Source organism: Rhodococcus sp. 05-2255-1e, from assembly GCF_002259025.1.
Lineage (GTDB): Bacteria > Actinomycetota > Actinomycetes > Mycobacteriales > Mycobacteriaceae > Rhodococcoides > Rhodococcoides fascians.
Map to the genome: position 1 here is coordinate 44,041 of NZ_NOZE01000014.1, position 22,842 is coordinate 66,882.

Sequence of the window (22,842 nt, forward strand, 5' to 3'; positions counted from 1 at the left end):
GGAGCCGTCGACATCGTTGACGCAGGTAACCCTGCCCGCAATGCAGCAATACACGGCACCTGTGCGGCAGCCGTGTACGACCCGAGCTTACCACGAACAGGCTCTTCGCCTATCGGGCTCGTAAATACTCGGGAACATCGAGGCTGCAGCCGTACACGTCTCCGACAGCGGGTGGGGACGACGTCGTCACGTCGGTGGTGAGCTCCACCGTGGTCGAGGAGGACTCCGGTGGGATGTACACCTCGCGCCGTCCGGTCTCGGAACCGTCGCGAGAACGAGCGCGGACGATGCACACCGCCGGCTGCTCCGGGTTCTCCCGGGTGACGCTGAATCGGATCGACATCGTGCTCTCGTCGACGATGTCGAACGAAAGCTGGCTGCCTTCGACGGGCTTGACCGAGAATTTCGTGTACGCGTAGTAGGCCACGCCGAGCCCGACCAGCAGGACCAGTGCCACCAGTGCGATCTTCGTCGCACGTTTCGGAGCTCGCCGAATGCCACTCGGACCGGAACCCGACGGGTATCTACCTGCGGGAAGTGCGTTGGTCATGTCAGCTCTCGGAGTGAAATCGGGGGTGCCGCTGGGGGCATGTCGGCGTCAGGTGGAACTATAGGGCAGGCAAGAACAAGGCGAATCCGAGGTGAGGAAGAACGTGTCCGGACTGCGGCTCATGGCAGTGCATGCCCATCCCGACGACGAGTCCAGCAAAGGTGCTGCGACCACGGCCCGCTATGCGGCCGAAGGGCACGACGTTCTGGTCGTCACGCTCACCGGCGGCGAGCGAGGGGACATCCTCAATCCGGCGATGGACATTCCGGGCGTCCACCAACGCATCCGGGAGGTTCGACGCGAGGAGATGGCCGAGGCCGCGCGCATCCTCGGGGTACAGCAGACGTGGCTCGGATTCGAGGACTCGGGACTCCCCGAGGGCGATCCGCTGCCGCCGCTGCCCGAGGGCTGTTTCGCGCTGGTGCCGTTGGAGGTGTCCACCGAGGCGTTGGTGAAGGTGGTTCGAGACTTCAAACCCCACGTCATCACCACGTACGACGAACGCGGCGGCTACCCGCATCCCGATCACATCCGCTGCCATGAGGTCTCGATGGCCGCGTGGGAAGCCGCGGGCGATCCCGAGCGTTTCCCCGATGCGGGTGAGCCGTGGACTCCGCTCAAGCTCTACTACTCGCACGGTTTCCTGCGTAAGCGCATGCAGCTCTTCCACGACTGGTTCATCGATCGCGGCGAGGAAAGCCCGTTCGTCGACTGGCTGAAGCGGTGGGACGGTCAGCGCGACGAGATCATGGAGCGCATCACCACGCAGGTCGACGTGGGCACCTGGTTCGAGCAGCGCGACGACGCACTGCGAGCCCATGCGACGCAGATCGATCCCAACGGAGCGTTCTTCGCGGTGCCGGTGGACGTCCAACGCAAGTTGTGGCCCACCGAGGAGTTCGAGCTCGCCCGCACCCGCGTGACCACGTCACTGCCCGAGACCGACCTGTTCGCGGGAATAGAAGAGACCGAACAATGATCGTGTCGATCCTCGCCCAGCAGCCCACGGGGCCCGAGTTCGGCAAGTCGTCGCCGATCGGTCTGGTGATCCTCGTGGCGTTGCTGGTCGGAACGGCGCTGCTGATCTGGTCCATGAACAAGAAGATCAAGCGTCTGCCCGCGACGTTCGAGAAAGAAGATCCCACGCTGGATCAGGCGCTCGACGAGGGCACCGATCGTGGGGGCATCACGCCGAGCCCACAACCGGACACCAGCCGTCCGAAACCCGCTGTCTCCGACAAACCCGCTGTCTCCGACGAACCCTGATGCTCGACGCGAACACGCTGGGCGAATCCACCAGTCCGTATCTGCGTCAGCACGCCGACAATCCGGTGCACTGGCAGCAGTGGGGACCGCAGGCACTGCAGTCCGCGCGTGATCGCGACGTCCCGATCCTGTTGTCCATCGGGTACTCGGCGTGCCACTGGTGTCATGTCATGGCACACGAATCGTTCGAGGACGAGGCCACCGCGGCCCTGATGAACGAGCACTTCGTGTGCATCAAGGTCGATCGGGAAGAACGCCCCGACCTCGATGCGGTGTACATGAACGCCACTGCCGCGATGACCGGTCAGGGCGGTTGGCCCATGACCTGTTTCCTCACACCCGAGACCGAACCGTTCTACTGCGGGACGTACTACCCACCGGCCCCGCGCCAGGGGATGCCCTCCTTCGAACAACTACTGACCGCAATCGCCGATACCTGGTCCACCCGGCGACAGGAGGTGTTCGACGCGTCCGCGGCCATCGTCACCGAACTGCGCAAGCAGAGTTCCGGAATTCTGGCCGGCGGACGATCGCTGGACGCCGATTTTCTGGCCGCGTCCGTCGCGGCGGTCTGCGCCGACGAGGACACCACCTACGGCGGCTTCGGCCGGGCACCGAAATTTCCACCGGGTGCACTGCTCGAGGGTCTGCTCCGGCACTACGAGCGCACCGGCAACGGTGAGGTACTCGACGTGGTTCGACGTACCGCGTCGGCAATGGCGCGCGGAGGCATGTACGACCAACTCGCCGGCGGCTTCGCACGGTATTCGGTCGACGCCGAATGGATCGTTCCGCACTTCGAAAAGATGCTCTACGACAATGCGCTGCTGCTGCGGTTCTACGCTCACGCCGCCCGGGTCGACGATGATCCGCTGGTGCGTCGGGTGGCGTCGGATATCGCACGATTCATGCTCGGCGAAATGCGCACGGCCAACGGCTGTTTCGCGTCGGCGCTCGATGCCGACACCGAAGGAGTCGAGGGTCTGACCTACGTGTGGACGCCCGAGCAGCTGGTCGACACCCTCGGTTTCGAAGACGGTGTATGGGCTGCGGGCCTGTTCGCGGTGAACTCCGCCGGCACGTTCGAGGCCGGTATGTCGGTGCTGCAACTGCCCGCCGAGCCCGAGGACTACGACCGGTTCGCCCGCATCCGGAACACGTTGTCGGCGGCTCGAGCGTCGCGGCCGCAACCCGGTCGAGACGACAAGGTGGTCACCGCATGGAACGCACTGGCCATCACCGCGTTGGCCGAGGCCGGAACCGGCGCGAACGAACCGATCTGGGTCGACGCGGCCGTCGAATGCGGCGAGCAACTGTTCGCCACTCACGTGGAATCGGGACGTGTCCGGCGGGCGTCCCTCGGTAGCGCAGTGGGTGAGGCCACCGGAGTGCTCGAGGACTACGCCTGCCTCGCCGTGGCCGCTGCCACGCTGTTCCAGGCCACCGGCGACGCCGTCTGGACCCAACGGATGACGACGATCCTCGACGCTGCGATCGAACACTTCGCCGATCCCGACGACGCCGGCAGCTGGTTCGACACCGCCGACGATGCCGAGATCCTGGTGACCCGGCCGCGGGATCCGATCGACGGCGCGACTCCGTCGGGAGCGTCGACGATGGCCGAGGCGCTGCTCACCGCCGCCGCACTCGTCGATCACGAATCGTCCGCACGGTACGCCGAACTGGCCGCTGCCTCGCTCGCACGAGCGGCGGCCATCCTCGAACGCGCCCCGAGGTCGGGTGGTCACTGGCTGGCCGTGGCCGAGGCAGCAGTGCGCGGCCCGATTCAGATCGCCGTATCGCTCGCACCGGGCGGTGAGTTGCTCGCCGCCGCGCGGTCGCTGGCGCCCGGAGGTTCCGTGGTGGTCGCAGGATCGGCCGATTCGTCTGCGCTGCTGACGGGCCGACCGCCCGTCGACGGGCAGGAAACGGCGTACGTGTGTCGCGGATTCGTCTGCGACCGGCCTGTGACGTCGGTCGAGGATCTGGCGGCCGCACTGCGGAAGTGACGTCGCCGACGCGGTGTTCCGAGCCTTCCGACGCGTCGTCAGAACAGGACGAGCCACACTGCCACGAGGTGGCAAATTGCCGCCAACACCGTTGCTGCGTGGAAGAACTCGTGATGGCCGAATGTCGTGGGCCACGGATTCGGCCACTTGGTGGCGTAGAGGATCGCCCCGACGCTGTAGAAGATGCCGCCGACCAACAGCAGCAGGAACGGTGCGAAGCCGACGTGCTCGATCAGGGTGGGAGCGACCGGCACGATCGCCCAGCCGAGAACGAGATACAGCGGTACCCCGACCCAGCGGGGAGCGGTGGGCCACAGCATCTTCAGAGCCACCCCGCAGATCGCTCCGATCCACACGACGATCAACAGAGTTCGTCCCGTCGCGGCCGGCAGACCCAGTACGGCGAACGGGGTGTAGCTACCGGCGATGAACAGGAAGATCATGGAGTGGTCGGCGCGTTTCATCCAGATCTGCGACGCGGTGGTCTTCCAGTGCACGCGGTGATAGGTGGCGCTGACGCCGAACACCCCGCACACGGTGATCGAATAGATGCCCGTCGCGAGGCCTGCGCTGACCGACACCAGGCTGAACGCCATCGTGACGAGGGTGATCGCGCACACTACCGCGACGCCGAAGGCGTACAGGTGAATCCAGCCACGCATGCGTGGCTTGACGGGTATCTCGTCCAGTCCGAACATCGTCATGAAAGATGACCTCCCGTTCCGCCGTAGTGAACCTACGCAACCGTAGGTTCGGACGCTACTGTACCGGCCGCCCGCTCGAAGACGTCGGCGTAAGGTGATCCTCCGTGGTGATGAGAGCAGCGGTGACGAAGTAGTGGTGATCATTCCGCAGAAGGTGCGCGGCGTTCTCTACAACGTGTACGAGCGGCGTTTGTTGAGTCAGCTCGAGGGTGTGCAGCACCCGCGGCACGTCGCGGTGATGTGTGACGGCAACCGGCGGTGGGCACGGGAGAACGGGTTCACCGACGTCGCGCACGGCCACCGCATGGGGGCGCTCAAGATCGCCGAGATGCTCGGCTGGTGCGACGCTGCCGGAATCGAGATGGCCACCATCTATCTGCTCTCGACCGAGAACCTCCGACGGGATGCCGACGAACTCGATTCGTTGCTCGACATCATCACCGACGTCGTCGAGGAGATCTGCGGACCCGAGATGAACTGGGGTGTCAAACTCGTCGGCACTCTCGATCTGCTGCCTGCTTCGACCTCACGCCGGCTCAAGGAGGCGGCTGCGCGCACCGAGGGCCGAACCGGAACGCACGTCAACGTCGCCGTCGGATACGGCGGCCGCCAGGAGATCGCCGACGCCGTGCAGTCGCTGGTCACCGAGAAGATCGCCGAAGGCATCACCGGGGACGAGTTGGTGGCCTCCATCAACGTCGACGGTATCGACAGTCACCTGTACACCTCGGGTCAACCCGATCCCGATCTCGTCATCCGCACCTCGGGAGAGCAACGCCTGTCCGGTTTCCTGCTGTGGCAGAGCGCATATTCGGAGATCTGGTTCACCGAGGCCTATTGGCCGGAATTTCGCCGCGTCGACTTCTTGCGCGCACTCCGCGACTTCGCCGCACGGCACCGCCGGTTCGGTATCTGACGTGCGCGGCTGGACCGTCTGGTCATTCCGCAGGCTCCACTCCAGCTCGTAGCCTGCTACGAACTTCCACTCACGACCTTGACCTACAACTTTCGCAGGCGCAGCCGGTTGATCGCATGGTCGTTGTCCTTGCGTAGCACCATCGTTGCTCGCGGACGAGTCGGAAGAATGTTCTCCACCAGGTTCGGCAGGTTGATCGAATGCCAGAGATCCTCGGCCGCGATCTGCGCGTGATCGTCGGACAGTCCTGCATAGTGATGGAAATGCGAGGACGGGTCGGTGAACGAGGTCTTGCGTAGCGCCAGGAATCGTTTGACGTACCAGCTCTCGATGTCCTCGATCCGAGCGTCGACGTAGATCGAGAAGTCGAACAGATCCGAGACCATCAGCCGAGGTCCGGTCTGGAGTACGTTGAGCCCCTCCACGATCAGGATGTCGGGCTGGCGAACCATGTGGTACTGGCCTTTGACAATGTCGTACGACACGTGCGAATAGACCGGCGCGCCCACCTCTTCGGTTCCGGACTTGACCTCGGTGACGAACCTGAGCAGCTTGCGTCGGTCGTAACTTTCGGGAAAGCCCTTGCGGTGCAGGATCCCTCGGCGCATGAGCTCGGCCGTCGGATACAGGAAACCGTCCGTGGTGACGAGGTCCACGCGGGGATGGTGATCCCACCGGGCCAGGAGTGCTTGCAGCACACGGGCAGTGGTGGATTTACCGACCGCGACGCTGCCCGCTACGCCGATGACGAACGGAACCTGTCGATCGGGATGTTTCTCACCGAGGAACGTGGCCGTTGCCGCGAACAACCGCTGGCGCGCGGCCACCTGGAGATGAATCAGCCGGGCCAGCGGCAGATAGACCTCGGCCACCTCGTCCAGATCGATCTGCTCACCGAGGCCGCGCAGACCGACCAGTTCTTCCTCGGTGAGTACCAGCGGTGTGGATTGACGCAGCGTGCGCCACTGCACACGGTCGAACTCGACGTACGGACTGGACTCGCTCACGCACGCCACCTGAGCATCGGAGCTGCTGAGGATTCGGCGGTGCTCCTGTCGGGCGCGAGTCGCATGGTTCCAGATTGTGCTCGGTGCCTGTCCACCGCGCACGGGCGGGGTCGTTCGCCGTACTAGGGTTCGGATATGGATGCTGCTTCCCTGGTTCGCGAATACCTGTTGCTGGGCCTGAGTTTCGACCGACTCGAAGACGGTTTCGTCGACGCGTACACCGGTGATCCCGAACTGCGTCGAATCACCGAGAACGCCCCGGCGCCGGAGCCGCGTGAGCTCGTCCGTCGAGCGCAGACACTGCGCGCCGAGCTCGGCAACGTCGAACTGACAGCGGAACGCCGGACGTTTCTCGACGTCCACCTGCGGGCGTTGGAATGCTCCGCGCGCAAGTTCGCAGGCGAGAACATCGGCTTCGTCGACGAGGTCCACGCCTACTTCGACGTTCGAATCGCACCGGGGGATCAGGACCAGTACCTGCAGGCGCATCGCAAGATGGACGAGGTGCTCCCCGGACCCGGCTCGCTGAGCGAACGGTTGATCGCCCACCGCCGCGCCGACGTCATTCCAGCGGATCGACTGCAGGACTGCGTCGAGGCGTTCTCGTCCGCATTGCGCGACCGCGTCCGCGCCGAATACTCGTTGCCCGAGAACGAGAAGGTGACGTACGAGGTAGTCGGCGATAAGCCGTGGTCCGGCTTCAACTACTACCTCGGCAACTTCCAGTCCACCGTCGCGATCAACTCCGACATCGAACAGCAGATGGCCAACCTGCCCCACCTGATCGCGCACGAGTCCTACCCCGGCCACCACACCGAGCATTGCCGCAAGGAGACGGGGCTCGTCGGCGCAGGACAGCTCGAGCAGACGTTGTTCGTGGTCAACACTCCGCAGTGCCTGATGGCCGAGGGGCTCGCCGACCACGCTCTCGGGGCGATCGTCGGCGAAGGCTGGGGCGCGTGGGCGCAGGAAATCTACGCCGACCTCGGACTGCGATTCGACGGCGACAAGGCCGAGCGACTCTCGGCGGCGTCGAGCCAACTGCTGGGAGTTCGCCAGGACGCCGCGCTGTTGCTGCACGATCAGCACAAGAGCGAGGACGATGTGGCCGCCTACCTGGAGCGATGGTCACTTGCCTCGCCGCAGCGCGCACGGCACAGTCTGCGCTTTCTGTCCTCGCCGCTGTGGCGGGCGTACATCAGTACCTACGTCGAGGGCTACAAGCTTCTCGCCGGCTGGTTGGACCAGGGTGAGACCGCCAGTGAGCGGGCACAGCTGTTCGGCAGACTGCTCGACGAGCCACTGACACCGGGCGCAGTACGCGTCTCGTAAACTGGCCCAGGTCCGTTGTTTATTGATGCCCCCTTACTCTGCTGTCCCTTGGAGACTCCTGTTATGACTGACGTCAACAACCTGTCACTGGCCGAGCTCGATCCCGAGGTCGCCGCGGCGATGGCAGGTGAACTGGGACGTCAGCGCGACACCCTCGAGATGATCGCCTCGGAGAACTTCGTGCCCCGCGCGGTTCTGCAGGCCCAGGGCAGCGTCCTGACCAACAAGTACGCCGAGGGATACCCCGGACGCCGCTACTACGGCGGCTGCGAGCACGTCGACATCGTCGAGGACCTCGCCCGCAATCGCGCCAAGGAACTCTTCGGTGCCGAGTTCGCCAACGTGCAGCCGCACGCCGGTGCGCAGGCCAACGCCGCGGTACTGATGGCACTGATCAACCCGGGCGACAAGATCATGGGCCTCGACCTGGCCCACGGCGGCCACCTCACCCACGGCATGAAGCTCAACTTCTCGGGCAAGCTCTACGAGGTCGAGTCCTACGGGGTGTCGAAAGAAGATCACCGCATCGACATGGACGAGGTGCGCAAGCAGGCCATCGCCGCCAAGCCCCAGGTGCTGATCGCCGGCTGGTCGGCCTACCCGCGCCACCAGGACTTCGCTGCGTTCCGCTCCATCGCCGACGAAGTGGGCGCACTGCTCTGGGTCGACATGGCACACTTCGCCGGACTCGTCGCCGCAGGCGTACACCCCTCACCCGTGCCCTACGCAGACGTCGTGTCCTCGACCGTGCACAAGACCCTCGGCGGACCGCGCTCCGGCATCATCCTCGCCAAGAAGGAATGGGCCAAGAAGCTCAACTCCGCCGTGTTCCCCGGCCAGCAGGGCGGGCCGCTGATGCACGCCATCGCCGCGAAGGCCGTCGCCTTCAAGATCGCTGCGACGCCCGAGTTCAAGGAACGTCAGGAACGCACCCTCCTCGGCGCGTCGCTGCTCGCCGAGCGGCTCACCGGTGCCGACGTCGCCGACAAGGGCGTCTCCGTCCTCACCGGCGGTACCGACGTGCACCTCGTCCTCGTCGACCTCCGCAACTCCGAGCTCGACGGCCAGCAGGCAGAAGACCTCCTGCACGAGGTCGGCATCACCGTCAACCGCAACGCCGTGCCCTTCGACCCGCGCCCGCCCATGGTCACCTCCGGCCTGCGCATCGGCACCGGCGCACTCGCCACCCGCGGATTCGGCGAAGCCGAGTTCACCGAGGTCGCCGACATCATCGCAACCGCCCTGGCCACGGGTCAGGCCACCGACGCCCTGAAAGAACGCGTCGTGAAACTGGCACAGAGCAAGCCGCTGTACGAGGGCCTCGAAGACTGGGGATTGCTGGGCTGACCCTGGCTTTCCTGCCCACCCCGGTCGCGTCAATGGACCATTGCAGCGTTCGGACGTCTGCAGTGGTTCATTCACGCTGGCCCCCGGTCGGATCAATGTGGCTATCAGTCGATCTGAGTGCAACAAAGCCACATTGATCCGACGGGGGAGGGCGGTCTCGGCACCGAACGTCCCGCCGACCTGGGGCGAATCGGCCGTAACGCGTTGTTCACCGACACGCCAGACTTCCAGCGCGCCCCCAAGTAGTTTCGGCGGTACCGTCGGCAGTAACAGGCAGCGGGGAAGCTGCCTGTGCGGGAGGTTCTGATACGTGACTGAGCTAGTGAGCGCGAGAGGGCCGGTACCCGGTCCTCGTGTCACCTGACACATCGGACCCGACCGGCCGAGCGACAGAGTTTGCGCGGTGCCGCGCAAACGTAGGAGCCCCACGTGACCACTTCACGCTCCGTTTCCGCCCCTCTTCGGACATTCGTGCTCGATACCTCGGTCCTGCTGTCGGATCCGTGGGCAGTCATCCGGTTCGCCGAGCACAATGTGGTACTTCCGTTGATCGTGATCAGCGAGTTGGAGGGCAAACGCCACCATCACGAACTGGGATGGTTCGCGCGGGAATCCTTGCGCATGCTCGACGACCTTCGCGTAGAATTCGGCCGACTCGATCAGCCGGTCCCCATCGGAACGTCCGGCGGCACACTGCAAGTCGAGCTCAATCACACCGATCCGTCGGTGCTTCCCGTCGGATTCCGTACCGACTCCAACGATTCTCGAATCCTCGCCTGCGCCCTGAATCTGGCGGCCGAGGGCAAAGATGTGGTGCTGGTCAGCAAGGATATCCCGCTGCGCGTCAAGGCCGGTGCTGTCGGGCTCCCCGCCGACGAGTACCACGCTCACGACGTCGTGCCGTCCGGATGGACCGGTATGACGGAGCTCGAGGTGCCCTCCGACGCCGTGGACACCCTGTTCAACGACGGTGTCATCGACCTGGTGGAGGCGCGAGACCTGCCGTGCCACACCGGAGTTCGACTGCTTGCCGGACGGCAGAGTGCACTGGGGCGCGTCACGCCCGACAAGCAGCTTCAGCTCGTGCGCGGCGAGCGTGAGGCGTTCGGCCTGCACGGTCGTTCGGCGGAACAACGTGTGGCGCTCGATCTTCTGCTCGACGAGAGCATCGGCATCGTCTCGCTCGGCGGCAAGGCCGGCACCGGTAAGTCCGCACTGGCTCTCACTGCCGGACTCGAGGCCGTCCTCGAACGTCGCTCACATCGGAAAGTTGTTGTTTTCCGGCCTCTTTACGCCGTCGGTGGGCAAGAACTCGGCTACCTCCCCGGCAGTGAGAGCGAGAAGATGGGCCCGTGGGGCCAGGCTGTCTTCGACACCCTCGAAGGACTCGCGAGCCCCGAGGTGATGGAAGAAGTCATCGCCCGCGGAATGCTGGAAGTGTTGCCGCTCACGCACATTCGTGGTCGCTCGCTCCACGATTCGTTCGTGATCGTCGACGAGGCGCAGTCACTCGAGCGCAATGTGCTGCTCACGGTCCTGTCCCGACTGGGGTCGGGCTCACGCGTCGTGCTCACCCACGACGTCGCGCAACGAGACAACCTGCGGGTCGGACGACACGACGGCGTCGCTGCCGTCATCGAAAAGCTCAAGGGGCACCCGCTTTTCGCGCACATCACCCTCACTCGCAGTGAGCGTTCACCGATCGCTGCACTGGTGACCGAAATGCTCGAGGAATTCGGTCCGTCAGGGGCCTGACGCCCCTCGTGAGTGGAACTTCGTAGCCTGCTACGAAGTTCCACTCACATGGGTCACCGGCCCACCGCAGCCCGTAGTACTCCTCGCACAACGCCTTGGAGGAAATCGACGTTGTCGAAATAGTCGCGCCACACAGCTACTTTGCCGTCGCGCAGCTCGAATGTTCCGCACACCCAGAACTCGACACGAAGCCGACGCCAGATCAGGACGTCGGTGCGCTCGGTGAGCACGACATCTCCGTCGGCCGCGATGTTGTGCACGACGACGTCGAAGCCGTAACCCGGCTTGGCCAGCAGCGTCAGAAATCTGCCTACGTTCGAGATTCCGCGCACCTTGGGAAGCCCGACGTTGTGCCACACGATCTTCTCGTCGAGAAGCGCCAGCGCGCGATCGGTCTCGCGAAGCCTCAACGCGTCGAACAGGTTTTGCACGATATCGGTTGCTTGTCGGGTATCAGTCACTTGGTGAACCGTCCTAATCCATCGCCGTCGAAGAACTCGAGTCTGACCGTGTTCCCCTCGAATGTCGCCTGAGAAATCGTTCCGTCCGGTGCGTTCTCACCGGTCGGCTCGAACGCGAAGGTATCACCGTCCCAGTGCGACAACTCGTAGGAAGTCGAGTTCGGTCCGAGGGTCAACACCAGCCTCCCGTCGACCTCCGCGACGGTGGCCGGCCCCCAGTAGGCGTTCTGGTACAACCCGGTGTACGACGTGAGCGGTTGTGGCGCAGCGGCATTCGTCGGAGCGGTCTTCCCCGCGAGCTCGCCCTCCGGCTCGCTCATACCGGCGAAGGCATTCTTGTACAGCGTTCGCCAGTCCTCGCGTACCTCGCCGAACTGCACGAGGTCGGCGAACTCGGCCGTGACCGTTTCTGCGATGCCGAGTGGCGCGGCGTTGGTCAGTACGACGATGGCGACGTCGAGCGACGGGATCCAGAGAAAGTTCGTGCCCGCCCCGAGCGCGAACGCTCCGGAATGGCTGACGGTCGTGCGGCCGGCTGCACTGGTGGAGACGTTGAATCCGTACCCGTAGAAGCCCGCGCGCGAATCCGCCGTCGTCGACGGGCTCGAGACGATCTGCGCGCTGATGGCAGGAAGGAGGGCGTCGGGATCGACGATCTGTTTTCCGTCGTGGGTGCCGTCGGCGATGAGCATTGTCAGCCACCTGGCGAGATCGTTCACCGAGGAGCTGACGCCACCGGCCGGCGTCTGCGGATCGGGTTCGCGTTGGTATCGGGCCTGATACTCGCCGTCCACGAGGACGTGAGGTACCGCTCGGTCGGCGCGGTCGATGTAGTCGGAGAACGACGAGCTGGTCGAGGTCATGCCGAGTGGACCGTAGATCGTGTCCTGGCTGAGGGTGTCCCAATCCTTGCCCGAGGCGGCAGCAACGGCCTCGGCCGCGGCTGTGATCCCGAAATTGGTGTAGTGATACGTGGATCGGAACGGATCGAGGGGCACCTCCCGAAGGCGCTCGAGGATCTGTCTGCGGTCGTAGCCGAGGTCTTCGAGCAGATCGCCTTCGTGCTCTGGGAGTCCGCTTCGATGCGCGTAGAAGTCGCCGACCGTGATGTTCTGGGTCACCCACGGATCGTCCAGCGCAAACCACGGCAGCTCGGAGACCACCGGCGTCGACCAGTCGACCACACCCGCTCCCACCTGTGACGCGACCACCGTCGCACCCACCGACTTGGACAGCGAGGCCAGCTGGAACACGGTGTCGCCGTCGATCGGGTCGTCCTTGCCCATTTCGCGAACGCCGAAGCCTTTCGAGTAGACGACGTCGGAACCGTGCACGACGGCAATGGCCATACCCGGAATGTTCGACGACGCCATCAGCTCGTCGGCGATACCGTCGAGCTTGCCGACCGCATCGTCGACGCGACCGGCCGGAACGTCGACGCCGGCAACCTGGCCGGGCGACAGATCCTCGGTCGGCACCGGCTCGGACGCCGGTGGACTGTCTGCGGTGGGTGCGTCGTCGGAGCACCCAGCCAACAGAACCAAAGAGCACACAACAGCAAGACACAGAAAATTTCGACCCGACCGCATCATGAGGAGTCCTCACGTCGATGACTGGATGCACCTGAGGATAGACCCGCAACGACCTGGCGTTAGGAGAATTCACAGAGGTCAGGGGCGCGACGTCGGACGCTCGGCGGCAGGCGCTACGGTTACCGCATGTCTACGAACCTGTCCGACGGTGATCTGCTGGTCCGTTTGGAGCCCGCGGTCGAAGAGAATCTACGACGCCATATCGAGGCAGCGAGTGATTGGCACCCCCATGAGCTCGCGCCGTTCGACGACGGCAAGAACTTCGCGTTCCTCGGCGGCGAGGATTGGTCGCCCGAGCAGTCGCACCTGAGCGACGTCGAAATTCTGTCCGCCACGGTGGGCGTATTGGTGGCCGACAACCTCCCCGCCTACCACCGGGAACTGGCCCACGCCCTCACCGGCCTCGGTGCCTGGTGGAAGTGGACGGGCCGCTGGACGTCGGAAGAGAACCGACAGTCGATCGTGCTGCGCAACTTCCTGGTGCTCACCCGCGCTGTCGATCCGGTCGCCCTCGAGCGAGTCCGGATGGAACACATGACCCTCGGATTCGACGCGCCCAGCCAGCGGCTGCTCGACATCCTGGCGCACTTCGCCATCGAAGAAGCTGCCGCCGCCCTGCGTAACCGCAACACCATCGCTTTGGGCAAGGATCCGGTGCTGGCCACCATCCTCGGCAGAATCGCCGACGACGACGAGCTGCAGTCGGCATTCTTCGCCAGCATCCTCGACGAGGCATTCGCTGTCGTACCCGATCAGGCTGCGCGCGCAGTGGCCGACCGTATCAACGGCTTCAAGATCCCCGAGATCGAGCTTCCCGACCGCGGCAGCAGCATCGCCGCCCTCGCCGAAGCCGGCATCTACGACGCCGACCAGGAACGCGACAAGGTGTTCAAGCCGTTGCTCGCAGGCTGGAAGATCTTCGACCGCACCGATCTGGGCGAGGACGGCCTGAAGGCACGCGAGGAACTCGCGCACCTGGCCTGAGGTTCGCCCCTTTCGAAAGCGACCCGCCCCCGGTCGGATCAATGCGACTTTGTTGCAGTCAGAGTGACTGAAACCCACATTGATCCAACCGGGGGCGGGCGCGTTCAAGGGTGCAGCGGGTCCTGCGGGTCCTGCGGGTAGAGCAGCGAAACTAGTCCTTGACCTTCGCCATGGCGAGGACGTCGAGGCGCTTGTCCAGTTCGGCTTCGCTGAGCTTGTCGCCGATCAGTCCGCGGTCGATGACGGTCTGACGGATTGTCTTCTTTTCCTTCAGCGCCTGCTTGGCGACTGCGGCCGCTTCCTCGTAGCCGATTGCGGAGTTCAGCGGCGTCACGATGGACGGCGAAGACTCGGCGAGGGTCTTGAGGTGCTCGACGTTGGCTTCGAGACCGACGACGCACTTGTCGGCGAACAGCACCGAGACGTTGGCGAGCAACTTGAAGGATTCGAGAACGTTGCGGGCCATCATCGGGATGTACACGTTGAGCTCGAAGGCACCCGATGCGCCGCCGAAGGCCACTGCCGCGTCGTTACCGATGACCTGCGCTGCCACCTGGGTAACAGCCTCGGGGAGAACGGGATTGACCTTGCCGGGCATGATCGAGCTGCCGGGCTGCAGGTCGGGGAGTGCGATCTCGCCGAGTCCGGTGAGCGGCCCCGATCCCATCCAGCGAATGTCGTTGGCGATCTTGGTCAATGACACTGCGATGGTGCGCAGTGCGCCGGATGCCTCGACCAGTCCGTCGCGAGCGGCCTGCGCCTCGAACGAATCCTTGGCGGCGGTGAGGGCGTCGATGCCCGTCGACTTCACCAGAGCAGCAACGACTTTCGGGCCGAAGCCGTCGGGTGCGTTGAGGCCGGTGCCGACGGCGGTACCGCCGATGGGCAGTTCACCCAGACGCGGCAGGGTGGCTTCGACGCGCTCGATGCCGGCCTCGATCTGCCGGGCGTAGCCGCCGAATTCCTGACCGAGAGTGACGGGGACGGCATCCATCAGGTGGGTGCGTCCGGACTTGACGACGTGCTTCCACTCGGTGGCCTTGGTCACCAGAGCCTCGTGCAGGTGCCGCAGCGCGGGCACCAGGGAGGTGACGGCTGCTTCGGTGGCGGCGACGTGCGTGGCCGTCGGGAACGTGTCGTTGGAGGACTGCGACATGTTCACGTGGTCGTTGGGGTGCACCTCGACGCCGTTGGCCTTGGCGATCGACGCGATGACCTCGTTGGCGTTCATGTTGGAGCTGGTGCCCGAGCCGGTCTGGAACACGTCGATCGGGAACTGATCGTCGTGCTTGCCCTCGGCGATTTCGTTGGCGGCCGCGATGATCGCGTCGGCCAATGCGCCGTCGAGCAGACCGAGATCCTTGTTGACCTGCGCGCAGGCTGCCTTGAGCAGGCCCATCGCGCGGATCTGGGTGCGCTCGAGCGGGCGGCCCGAGATGGGGAAGTTCTCCACCGCACGCTGCGTCTGGGCGCGCCAGAGCGCGTCGATGGGGACGCGAACCTCTCCCATGGTGTCGTGTTCGATCCGGAACTGCTGTTCGTCTGTCTGCGTCATGAGCCTTACTTTGCCAGTCGTGGTTTCGGGGATCAGAAGGACGGTGCCTGGCCGGATTCGTCGGCGTCGAAGTCCACCGAGGAGTACTCGCGCAGCTTCTCGAGGCGGTGGTAGGCGTCGATCATGCGCACGGTGCCGGACTTGGAGCGCATGACGATGGACTGGGTGTGGGCTCCGCCGCCCGCGTAGCGGACGCCGCGCAGCAGGTCGCCGTCGGTGACGCCGGTGGCGGTGAAGAAGACGTTCTCACCCGAGACGAGGTCCTTGGTGTCGAGGACGCGATCGAGGTCGTGGCCGGCGTCGATGGCCTTCTGCTTCTCGGTGTCGTCCGTGGGTGCCAGACGGCCCAGGATCGCGCCGTCCATGCAGCGCATCGCGGCGGCCGCGATGATGCCCTCGGGCGTTCCGCCGGTGCCGATGAGCATGTCGGTGCCGGAGTCGGGACGAGCGGCGGCGATGGCGCCGGCGACGTCACCGTCGGAGATCAACCGAATGCGTGATCCGGCGTCGCGCACCTGCTGGATCAGTTCGGCATGCCTAGGGCGGTCGAGGATGCACACCGTCACGTCGGAGGCGGAACCCTTCTTGATCTTGGCGATGCGGGCGATGTTCTCGGCGACGGGGACGGTGATGTCGATGACGTCGGCGTAATCAGGACCGACGGCGATCTTCTCCATGTAGAACACGGCCGAGGGATCGAACATCGCGCCGCGTTCGGCGACGGCGAGTACCGAGATGGCGTTGGGCATGCCCTTGGCCATCAGGGTGGTTCCGTCGACGGGGTCGACGGCGAAGTCCACCTCGGGTCCGTTTCCGTTGCCGACCTGCTCGCCGTTGTAGAGCATCGGCGCTTCGTCCTTCTCGCCTTCGCCGATGACGACGACGCCGCGCATGGAGACCGAGCTGACCAACTGACGCATCGCGTCGACGGCTGCTCCGTCGCCACCTTCCTTGTCGCCCCGACCGACCCAGCGACCCGAGGCGAGCGCACCGGCCTCGGTGACGCGGACGAGTTCGAGTGCGAGGTTGCGATCTGGCGCCATGGCGCGAGTGGACTCGGTGCTGGCCGTCATCGGTTTGTAGCCTCCTGGTTGGTGGGGTGTTACCCAGGCAGGATTATCTCACTTCTGTGATGCCCGCGGTGGGGTCGGGTCGACTGTGAGGTACGCGCCGACCGAGCACTGCCGCACAGAGGGGATACTGGAGATGTGGCAAACAGCAAACCTCGGATTCTCAACAACAACCGCGACATGGTCTGGTCGCTGATTCCGCTGGTCATTGCGTGTTTGTTGATCGCAGGGGTGGCCAGTCAGTGCTCGTTGAGCCCGGGTGGACCCAAGCAGGGACCCATTCCCAACTTCGACGTGAACTCGGCACTGCAGTACGACGCGGCCGAAATAGGGTTCCCGGTGCGCAATCCGGTCGTTCCCGAGGAATGGACGCCCAATTCGGGCAGCCGCGCGACCATTTCCGGTGACAGTGGTGGAGCGGCGTCGACTGTCGGATACATCACCGGATCGGGTGCGTACCTGCAGTTGACTCAGACGGCCGCGTCCGAGGAACTGGTGGTGCCGTTCGTGGCCGGGGAGACGGTGTACGCGTCGGGCGCGCAGAACGTCTCGGGTCGAGACTGGGTCGTGTACGGCGAGGAAGGCTCGCGCACCTACTGGGTCTCGGACTTCGGTGACGTGCGAATCCTGTTGGGCGGCACGGCGAACACCGAGGAATTCACCACTCTCGCGGCTGCGGTCGAGGCCGCCGAACCGCTCGCGCCCTAGCTGTCGTTCTCGGTGCTCGCCAGCGCGGTCTCGATGCGCTTGCGTGCGCCCGCCAGTTGTTCTTCGCAGCGCGTCGCCAGTTGTTCGCCGCGCTCCCACAGGGCCAGGGAAGCGTCGAGGTCGAGCCCGCCCTGCTCGAGGATCTTCACCACGCCGACCAGCTCGTCGCGGGCTTCCTCGTAGCCCAGTTCGGACACCGGCTTGTCTTCGTTCTCGCTCATCGAATCTCCCTCTGTCATTTCACTCGGCGTCATTTCACTCGGCCCATTACTGCTGCGGTGACGGCACCGTCGGCCACCCGCACCCTGATCTGTGTACCCGGCGGCGCGTCCTCGACCGAACGCAGTACCTCGGGATCTGCGCCCGGCACCACCCGCTGTACGACGGCATAGCCCCGGGCAAGTGTGGCAGCAGGCCCCAGCGTCGACAGTCTCGCCCGCAGATGTTCGACGAGCGTGTCCTGGGTGGTCAGCTCGCGCTGCACGTCGCGTCGAGCTGCATCGGCGAGTCGCCGAACTTCCTCGCGACGCTGTTCGAGGGCCGCCAACGGATCGGCCAACACCGGTCGATGCCGCAGCATCTCCAGCCCGCGCGCCTCCCGTTCCACCCAATTGCGGAGCGCTGCAGCGCTTCTGGCCTTAAGCTCCGCGACCAACGCTTGTTCGGCGACGGCGTCGGGCACCACGAGCTTGGCGGCATCGGTGGGGGTGGCGGCGCGCAGGTCGGCGACGTGATCGCTGAGGGGACTGTCGGGTTCGTGTCCGATGGCGCTGACGATCGGCGTCGTCGCCCGTGAGATGGCTCGGCACAGTGCCTCGTCGGAGAACGGCAACAGATCCTCGACGCTACCGCCGCCGCGGGCGAGAACGATGACGTCGACGCGCGGGTCGTCGTTCAGATCCTTCAACGCGTCCAGGATTGCCGGCACCGATTGTGGACCCTGAACCGGAGTGTTCCGTACCTCGAATCGCACTGCGGGCCAACGCCTCTGCGCGACGGTGAGGACGTCCTTCTCGGCTGCGCTGGCGCGAGCGGTGATGAGCCCGATGGTGCCGGGCAGGAACGGCAGCGGACGCTTGAGCCGCGGGTCGAACAGTCCTTCGGCCGCCAGCAGAGCCCGGAGCCGTTCGATGCGGGCCAGTAGTTCGCCGACACCCACAGCGCGAATATCGGTGGCGCGCAGCGAAATGGTGCCGCGGCCGGTGAAGAACGACAGCTTGCCGTAGAGGATGACGCGCGCGCCCTCGGTCAGTGGAACGGGCGAACGATCCAGCAGCTGCGGCGAGCAGGTCACCGACAACGACATGTCCGCCGACGGATCACGCAGAGTCAGAAATGCCGTGCGCGTGCCGGGGCGGGCGTTGATCTGCGTCAGCTGACCCTCGACCCAGATGCTGCCGAGTTTGTCGATCCACCCGGCGACCTTCATCGCGACGGTGCGCACCGGCCATGGTTGTTCGGCAGTGCTCGCACCGGATGGGGCGGGGCCGGACTGAGTGGGGGGAGTGCTCACTTCGCCTTGGCGGTGGTGATTCGGTTGGCGAGCATGGTCTGGAACGGTGCGCGAGCCGACGTCGCGTTCTCGTACTCGAGCAGGGTTTCCAGATCCTCGATGGACAGCGTGCGCAGCCGTGCGCGCAACTGAGCCAGGGCAAGAGTGTCGAAGTCGATCATCTCGACGATCTCGGGCTTCGTCGCAGCTGCTGCGGGCTTGGCCGACGTGTCCTGCACCGGTTCGTCCAGCGGAGGCGTCGAGTACAGAGCAAATCGTCCGTTCGCGGCGATGGGCTCGGCCACCGGTGCGTCGGGAACATCGACGTCATCGGTGACTGCTGCGGAGTCGAACCTCGACGTGGCCGGGAACGCGTCGTCCTCGTCCTCGTCGAAACTCGCCCACGACGGCTGCTCCTCGCGCGGAGTTCCGATCACCGGCAGAGCCGAAATGACCAGATCGCCCTTGATGGCGAGGGCTGTCACCTGCTGCTGCAGCCGCATGCCGCGCGCCAACGCCTCGCTGACGACGGTCATCGGCAACATCAACGCGGAACCGGGAAGCTTGCGGGCCTCTTCCACGACGGTCACGGCGACGCCTGCAGCCACCCGCGCCGCAAAGGGGAGTCGAGTCATGCACACCAGACTGCCCGAAGTCGTCGTCTTTGGGTAGCCGACAGGCCAGGGCCTGCGGAATGACCCGGTTGCCGCGATACACGTATCCTGGGAGGTATGTCTTCGGCCGTTCCTTTGAATCTTGGTATCGCACACTCCGCCGGCTCGCACACGACCGCGCATGCCGGGGGTAAGCGAGTGCTTCTCGCCGAGCCGCGCGGCTACTGCGCGGGCGTGGATCGCGCCGTCGAGACCGTCGAGAAGGCACTCGAACAGCACGGTGCGCCGGTGTACGTGCGCAAGGAGATCGTGCACAACAAGCACGTGGTCGAGACGCTGTCCGATCGCGGTGCGGTGTTCGTCGAGGAGACCGACGAGGTGCCCGAGGGTTCGCTGCTGGTGTTCTCGGCGCACGGTGTCTCGCCTGCGGTGCACACTTCTGCCGCCGAGCGGAACCTGCGGACGATCGACGCGACCTGCCCGCTGGTGACCAAGGTGCACCAGGAAGCCAAGCGATTCGCCCGAGACGACTACGACATTCTGCTCATCGGCCACGAGGGCCACGAGGAGGTCGAGGGCACCGCAGGTGAGGCACCCGAGCACATCCAGCTCGTGGACGGCCCGGAGTCGGTGGACAGCGTCACGGTGCGCGACGAGAACAAGGTCATCTGGCTTTCGCAGACCACGCTGAGCGTCGACGAGACCATGATGACGGTCGCGAAGCTGCGGGAGCGCTTTCCGACCTTGCAGGATCCTCCGAGCGACGACATCTGCTACGCCACGCAGAACCGTCAGGTCGCGGTGAAGGCGATGGCGCCGGAGTGCGATCTGGTGATCGTCGTCGGCTCGAAGAACTCGTCGAACTCGGTGCGCCTGGTCGAGGTCGCCCTCGGTGCCGGCGCACGGGCCAGCTACCTGGTGGATTACGCGAAAGAGATCGACCTGGCGTGGCTCGACGGCGTCGAGACCATCGGCATCACGTCGGGAGCGTCCGTGCCGGAGATCCTGGTTCAGGGCGTCATCGACCTGTTCGCCGAGCACGGATACGCGGACGTGCAGCCCGTCACCACCGCGAACGAGACCCTGGTCTTCTCCTTGCCCCGCGAGCTGCGCCCCGCACGCTGACCGGTCCATGACCGGCCGGTACCGGTGGGGTCAGTCGTCGGCGTGGCGGTCGCGGTACCGAACCTGCGGCACCGGATGCGGAGGAATGTCGTCACGGCGCACGTTCGGCGGCGCGTCGTTCACAACCGGTTCGACTGTGTGCCGAGCGCTGCTGGAGTACGGATCGACGGCGTCCCGCGGCGGCTGAACCCGAGGTGAACGCTCCCGGCGAGGTTCCGTCGAATACGGTGCCTCGGACGGCTGGGGCCGCGACGGGCGCGCTACGCCGGGTGGGGGCGTGCGATCCTGCGGGTACTGGGCGTGGGAGCGGGAGGGCCGCTGGTACTCGGGCTGCGGACTCGCCTGGCGTGCGTATCCGGGCGTCGCCCCGGGGGTTGTTGCCGACCGTCGTGGCGCGGCACCGGAGTCGGTTGCGGCGCGAGAGGTTCCTCGGCGGCCCACGTACGGCTCGGGAACGATGTCGGTGGCCTCGACCGCGGACACGTCGTCACGGTCCGCCGCAGCTCGACGGCTACGTGCGCGTGACGGACGGTCTTCCTGTGCTCGCCGCTGTGCCCGGGTGAGTGTGTCGTCCTCGGAGGTCGGGCTCCGGCGAGCGGAGTCTCCGGCCTTGGTGCTTCGACGAGGGGCGTCTTCCGACTTCGTGCGACGCCGAGGTGTGTCGGCGGTCTTCGTGCTGCGTCGAACTGCGGGCGCGTGCGTGTTCTGCCGCTTCAGCACGATGCGTACGGCGCCGAGGCCGACGGCCACAAGGGTGCCGAGCAGCATCAGCGGAAATCGGTTGACCAGCGGAATCGCCACGTTCAGGATGATGTCCTTGAGGCTGGTGCCCGCGTTGTCGGTGAAGTACTGGTACGACAGCGGCACTGCCACGAACAGAATCAACGGGGCTTGGACCATCGCGGTGAACAGTCCGCGGTAGCGGACCAGCAATACCGCGGCGATGCAGCCGAGGATGTAGAGGAACGCGAACGCACCGGTCAGGTCGGTTCCACGCGCGGCGTCGATGAGAAATCCGAGAAAGGTCAGCCCCGCGGCGATCGCAACGGCACCCCACGCTGGTACGCCGGGCAGGGTCGCAAGGATGGATCGGTGATCCAGCGGTACCCCGGATCGGGCACGTTGGGAGGTAGACACCCCTCGAGGTTAGCCGTAGTTCAGCCCACTGCATCGCTGACATGACCGAAGTCGTGCCGGTAGCGGGACGAATCGGACAGCTTGGGACGCTCGTCCACGCGCGCGATCTCCACCGGTTCGGCGTCGAACAGCTCGAGCTCGTGCAGCTTGCGTGCGGTGACACCCACCCTGCTGTCGACCGACCCGACCGTCGAGTTGAAGGACTCCACGGCCTTGCCGAGGTGGGCTCCGAGCTTGTCGAGATGTGTCGAGACGATTCCGATGCGGCCGTACAGTTCGCGGCCCAGCTGGTGGATCCGCGCCGCGTCCTCGGCGATCGACTCCTGCTTCCAGGTGTACGCGACGGTGCGCAGCAGAGCGACCAGAGTGGTCGGGGTGGCAAGAATCACGTTCCGGCCGAAGGCGTACTCCAGCAGGCTCGTATCCGACGTCAGCGCTGCGTCGAGAAACGGGTCGCCGGGAACGAACAGGACGACGAACTCCGGCGTCGGCTCGAACGCCTCCCAGTAGGCCTTGTCGGCCAGTTGATCGATGTGGGTGCGCAACTGCCTGGCGTGGCGGCGCAGATGCTTGTCGCGAGCACCCGGTTCTTCGTCCTGCGCGGCGTCGAGGTAGGCCGCGAACGGCACCTTGGCGTCGACGACGATCTGCCGATCGCCGGCGAGGCGAACGATCATGTCGGGTCGAAAGCCGTCCTTGCTCACCTGAGTGTCGAAGTCGCAGTGCTTGACCATTCCGGCGAGTTCGACGACCCGTTCGAGCTGGATCTCGCCCCACCGACCTCGGATCTGCGGTGCGCGCAGTGCGGTGACCAGTTGTCCGGTCTGCATGGAGAGCTGCATCGACGCGCGATGCATTCCGGTGACCTGTTCCGACAGGCCCGCGTACGCCCTGATGCGGTGGTGCTCGACTTCTCGCACGTGCTCGGCCAAGGCGTCGACGGCGTCGTGCAGTGGCTCCACCAGATGGGACACCTGTTGGCCGATGACAGTGGAATTGCGCCGCGCGGAATCCTCGTTCACCGCGCTCAGCGACTGGCGAAGCAGCGCCTCGTTCTGGCGTAGAGCCGCCAGCTGTGCCTCCGCTCGTACGGCCCGATCACCCACCCGAGAGGCATGCAACAGCCACCCCACCACGCCGCCGATGGCGAGGGCGACGAGCAGGCCGAGCGCGGTGAGAATGTTCATGGTGCCGATGATGCAGCACGCCACCGACAAG

Annotated in this window: 22 protein-coding genes; 10 read left to right on the forward strand and 12 right to left on the reverse strand. The window is 65.4% G+C overall.

Annotated features, from left to right (window positions below; genetic code table 11):
- Positions 1–109: 109 nt before the first annotated feature.
- On the reverse strand, positions 110–550 hold the full coding sequence (locus CH262_RS13325; RefSeq protein ID WP_027498149.1) for a DUF4307 domain-containing protein: 441 nt from the start codon (positions 548–550) through the stop codon (positions 110–112).
- A 103-nt stretch (positions 551–653) separates the two neighbouring features.
- Between CH262_RS13325 and mca the strand changes: the two genes are divergently transcribed.
- Genes mca through CH262_RS13340 form a run of 3 tightly spaced genes read left to right on the forward strand, consistent with a single transcriptional unit; the run spans position 654 to position 3,825 of the window.
- On the forward strand, positions 654–1,529 hold the full coding sequence (gene mca, locus CH262_RS13330; RefSeq protein WP_027498148.1) for a mycothiol conjugate amidase Mca: 876 nt from the start codon (positions 654–656) through the stop codon (positions 1,527–1,529).
- Positions 1,526–1,816, forward strand: coding sequence for a hypothetical protein (locus CH262_RS13335; RefSeq protein WP_027498147.1), 291 nt, complete (start codon positions 1,526–1,528; stop codon positions 1,814–1,816). The genes mca and CH262_RS13335 overlap by 4 nt, the downstream gene beginning before the upstream one ends.
- The gene (locus tag CH262_RS13340) at positions 1,816–3,825 is read left to right on the forward strand and encodes a thioredoxin domain-containing protein (protein ID WP_094717787.1); all 2,010 of its coding nucleotides are present in this window, start codon (positions 1,816–1,818) and stop codon (positions 3,823–3,825) included. Before CH262_RS13335 ends, CH262_RS13340 begins: the two co-directional genes overlap by 1 nt.
- Positions 3,826–3,863: 38 nt before the next feature.
- Here CH262_RS13340 and trhA read toward each other — a convergent pair whose 3' ends face one another.
- Complete coding sequence (trhA, locus tag CH262_RS13345; protein WP_032369683.1) at positions 3,864–4,529, reverse strand: PAQR family membrane homeostasis protein TrhA; 666 nt, start codon at positions 4,527–4,529, stop codon at positions 3,864–3,866.
- Positions 4,530–4,662: 133 nt separating this feature from the next.
- On the opposite strand from trhA, the gene CH262_RS13350 reads away from it, so the two are divergent.
- Entirely contained in the window at positions 4,663–5,445 is a 783-nt protein-coding gene (locus CH262_RS13350) for an isoprenyl transferase (protein WP_027498144.1), read from the forward strand.
- Between the two features lie 83 nt (positions 5,446–5,528).
- Here the strand turns inward: CH262_RS13350 and coaA are convergent, their stop codons facing one another.
- Complete coding sequence (coaA, locus tag CH262_RS13355) at positions 5,529–6,461, reverse strand: type I pantothenate kinase (RefSeq protein WP_027498143.1); 933 nt, start codon at positions 6,459–6,461, stop codon at positions 5,529–5,531.
- Positions 6,462–6,587: 126 nt separating this feature from the next.
- On the opposite strand from coaA, the gene CH262_RS13360 reads away from it, so the two are divergent.
- The 3 genes from CH262_RS13360 to CH262_RS13370 all read left to right on the forward strand — a co-directional run bounded on the left by CH262_RS13360 (position 6,588) and on the right by CH262_RS13370 (position 10,886).
- Positions 6,588–7,784, forward strand: a complete 1,197-nt coding sequence (locus CH262_RS13360; protein ID WP_032365323.1) for a hypothetical protein — start codon at positions 6,588–6,590, stop codon at positions 7,782–7,784.
- A 63-nt stretch (positions 7,785–7,847) separates the two neighbouring features.
- Positions 7,848–9,131 (forward strand): serine hydroxymethyltransferase, encoded by a 1,284-nt coding sequence (gene glyA, locus CH262_RS13365; protein WP_027498141.1) that lies wholly within the window; start codon positions 7,848–7,850, stop codon positions 9,129–9,131.
- Positions 9,132–9,560: 429 nt separating this feature from the next.
- Entirely contained in the window at positions 9,561–10,886 is a 1,326-nt protein-coding gene (locus CH262_RS13370) for a PhoH family protein (protein ID WP_027498140.1), read from the forward strand.
- A gap of 53 nt (positions 10,887–10,939) precedes the next feature.
- On the opposite strand, the gene CH262_RS13375 is transcribed toward CH262_RS13370, so the two are convergent.
- Together CH262_RS13375 and CH262_RS13380 are read right to left on the reverse strand one after the other, a co-directional pair.
- Complete coding sequence (locus CH262_RS13375; RefSeq protein ID WP_373453784.1) at positions 10,940–11,347, reverse strand: limonene-1,2-epoxide hydrolase family protein; 408 nt, start codon at positions 11,345–11,347, stop codon at positions 10,940–10,942.
- Complete coding sequence (locus CH262_RS13380; protein ID WP_094717795.1) at positions 11,344–12,936, reverse strand: serine hydrolase; 1,593 nt, start codon at positions 12,934–12,936, stop codon at positions 11,344–11,346. Before CH262_RS13380 ends, CH262_RS13375 begins: the two co-directional genes overlap by 4 nt.
- Positions 12,937–13,065: 129 nt before the next feature.
- Between CH262_RS13380 and CH262_RS13385 the strand changes: the two genes are divergently transcribed.
- Complete coding sequence (locus CH262_RS13385) at positions 13,066–13,923, forward strand: acyl-ACP desaturase (RefSeq protein WP_032381336.1); 858 nt, start codon at positions 13,066–13,068, stop codon at positions 13,921–13,923.
- Positions 13,924–14,074: 151 nt separating this feature from the next.
- Here the strand turns inward: CH262_RS13385 and CH262_RS13390 are convergent, their stop codons facing one another.
- Both CH262_RS13390 and glpX read right to left on the reverse strand, forming a co-directional pair.
- Entirely contained in the window at positions 14,075–15,478 is a 1,404-nt protein-coding gene (locus CH262_RS13390) for a class II fumarate hydratase (protein ID WP_027498136.1), read from the reverse strand.
- Positions 15,479–15,510: 32 nt separating this feature from the next.
- Entirely contained in the window at positions 15,511–16,551 is a 1,041-nt protein-coding gene (gene glpX / locus CH262_RS13395) for a class II fructose-bisphosphatase (RefSeq protein WP_027498135.1), read from the reverse strand.
- Between the two features lie 135 nt (positions 16,552–16,686).
- Between glpX and CH262_RS13400 the strand changes: the two genes are divergently transcribed.
- Entirely contained in the window at positions 16,687–17,256 is a 570-nt protein-coding gene (locus CH262_RS13400) for a DUF4245 domain-containing protein (protein ID WP_032390544.1), read from the forward strand.
- Here CH262_RS13400 and CH262_RS13405 read toward each other — a convergent pair.
- The 3 genes from CH262_RS13405 to CH262_RS13415 are packed head-to-tail and all read right to left on the reverse strand — an operon-like array spanning position 17,253 to position 19,383.
- A complete protein-coding gene (locus tag CH262_RS13405) occupies positions 17,253–17,477 on the reverse strand; it encodes an exodeoxyribonuclease VII small subunit (RefSeq protein WP_027498133.1) in 225 nt (74 codons plus the stop codon). The genes CH262_RS13400 and CH262_RS13405 overlap by 4 nt on opposite strands.
- A 29-nt stretch (positions 17,478–17,506) precedes the next feature.
- Complete coding sequence (gene xseA, locus CH262_RS13410; protein WP_052053104.1) at positions 17,507–18,769, reverse strand: exodeoxyribonuclease VII large subunit; 1,263 nt, start codon at positions 18,767–18,769, stop codon at positions 17,507–17,509.
- Positions 18,766–19,383, reverse strand: a complete 618-nt coding sequence (locus tag CH262_RS13415) for a lipid droplet-associated protein (RefSeq protein ID WP_032390347.1) — start codon at positions 19,381–19,383, stop codon at positions 18,766–18,768. The genes xseA and CH262_RS13415 overlap by 4 nt, the downstream gene beginning before the upstream one ends.
- Positions 19,384–19,479: 96 nt before the next feature.
- On the opposite strand from CH262_RS13415, the gene CH262_RS13420 reads away from it, so the two are divergent.
- Positions 19,480–20,487: a 4-hydroxy-3-methylbut-2-enyl diphosphate reductase gene (locus tag CH262_RS13420; protein WP_027498130.1), complete on the forward strand. Its 1,008-nt coding sequence runs from the start codon at positions 19,480–19,482 to the stop codon at positions 20,485–20,487.
- 30 nt (positions 20,488–20,517) lie between these two features.
- On the opposite strand, the gene CH262_RS13425 is transcribed toward CH262_RS13420, so the two are convergent.
- Positions 20,518–21,624, reverse strand: a complete 1,107-nt coding sequence (locus CH262_RS13425) for a DUF6542 domain-containing protein (protein WP_179274990.1) — start codon at positions 21,622–21,624, stop codon at positions 20,518–20,520.
- Positions 21,625–21,644: 20 nt separating this feature from the next.
- Positions 21,645–22,811, reverse strand: a complete 1,167-nt coding sequence (locus CH262_RS13430; RefSeq protein WP_094717797.1) for a DNA recombination protein RmuC — start codon at positions 22,809–22,811, stop codon at positions 21,645–21,647.
- Positions 22,812–22,842 lie beyond the last annotated feature (31 nt).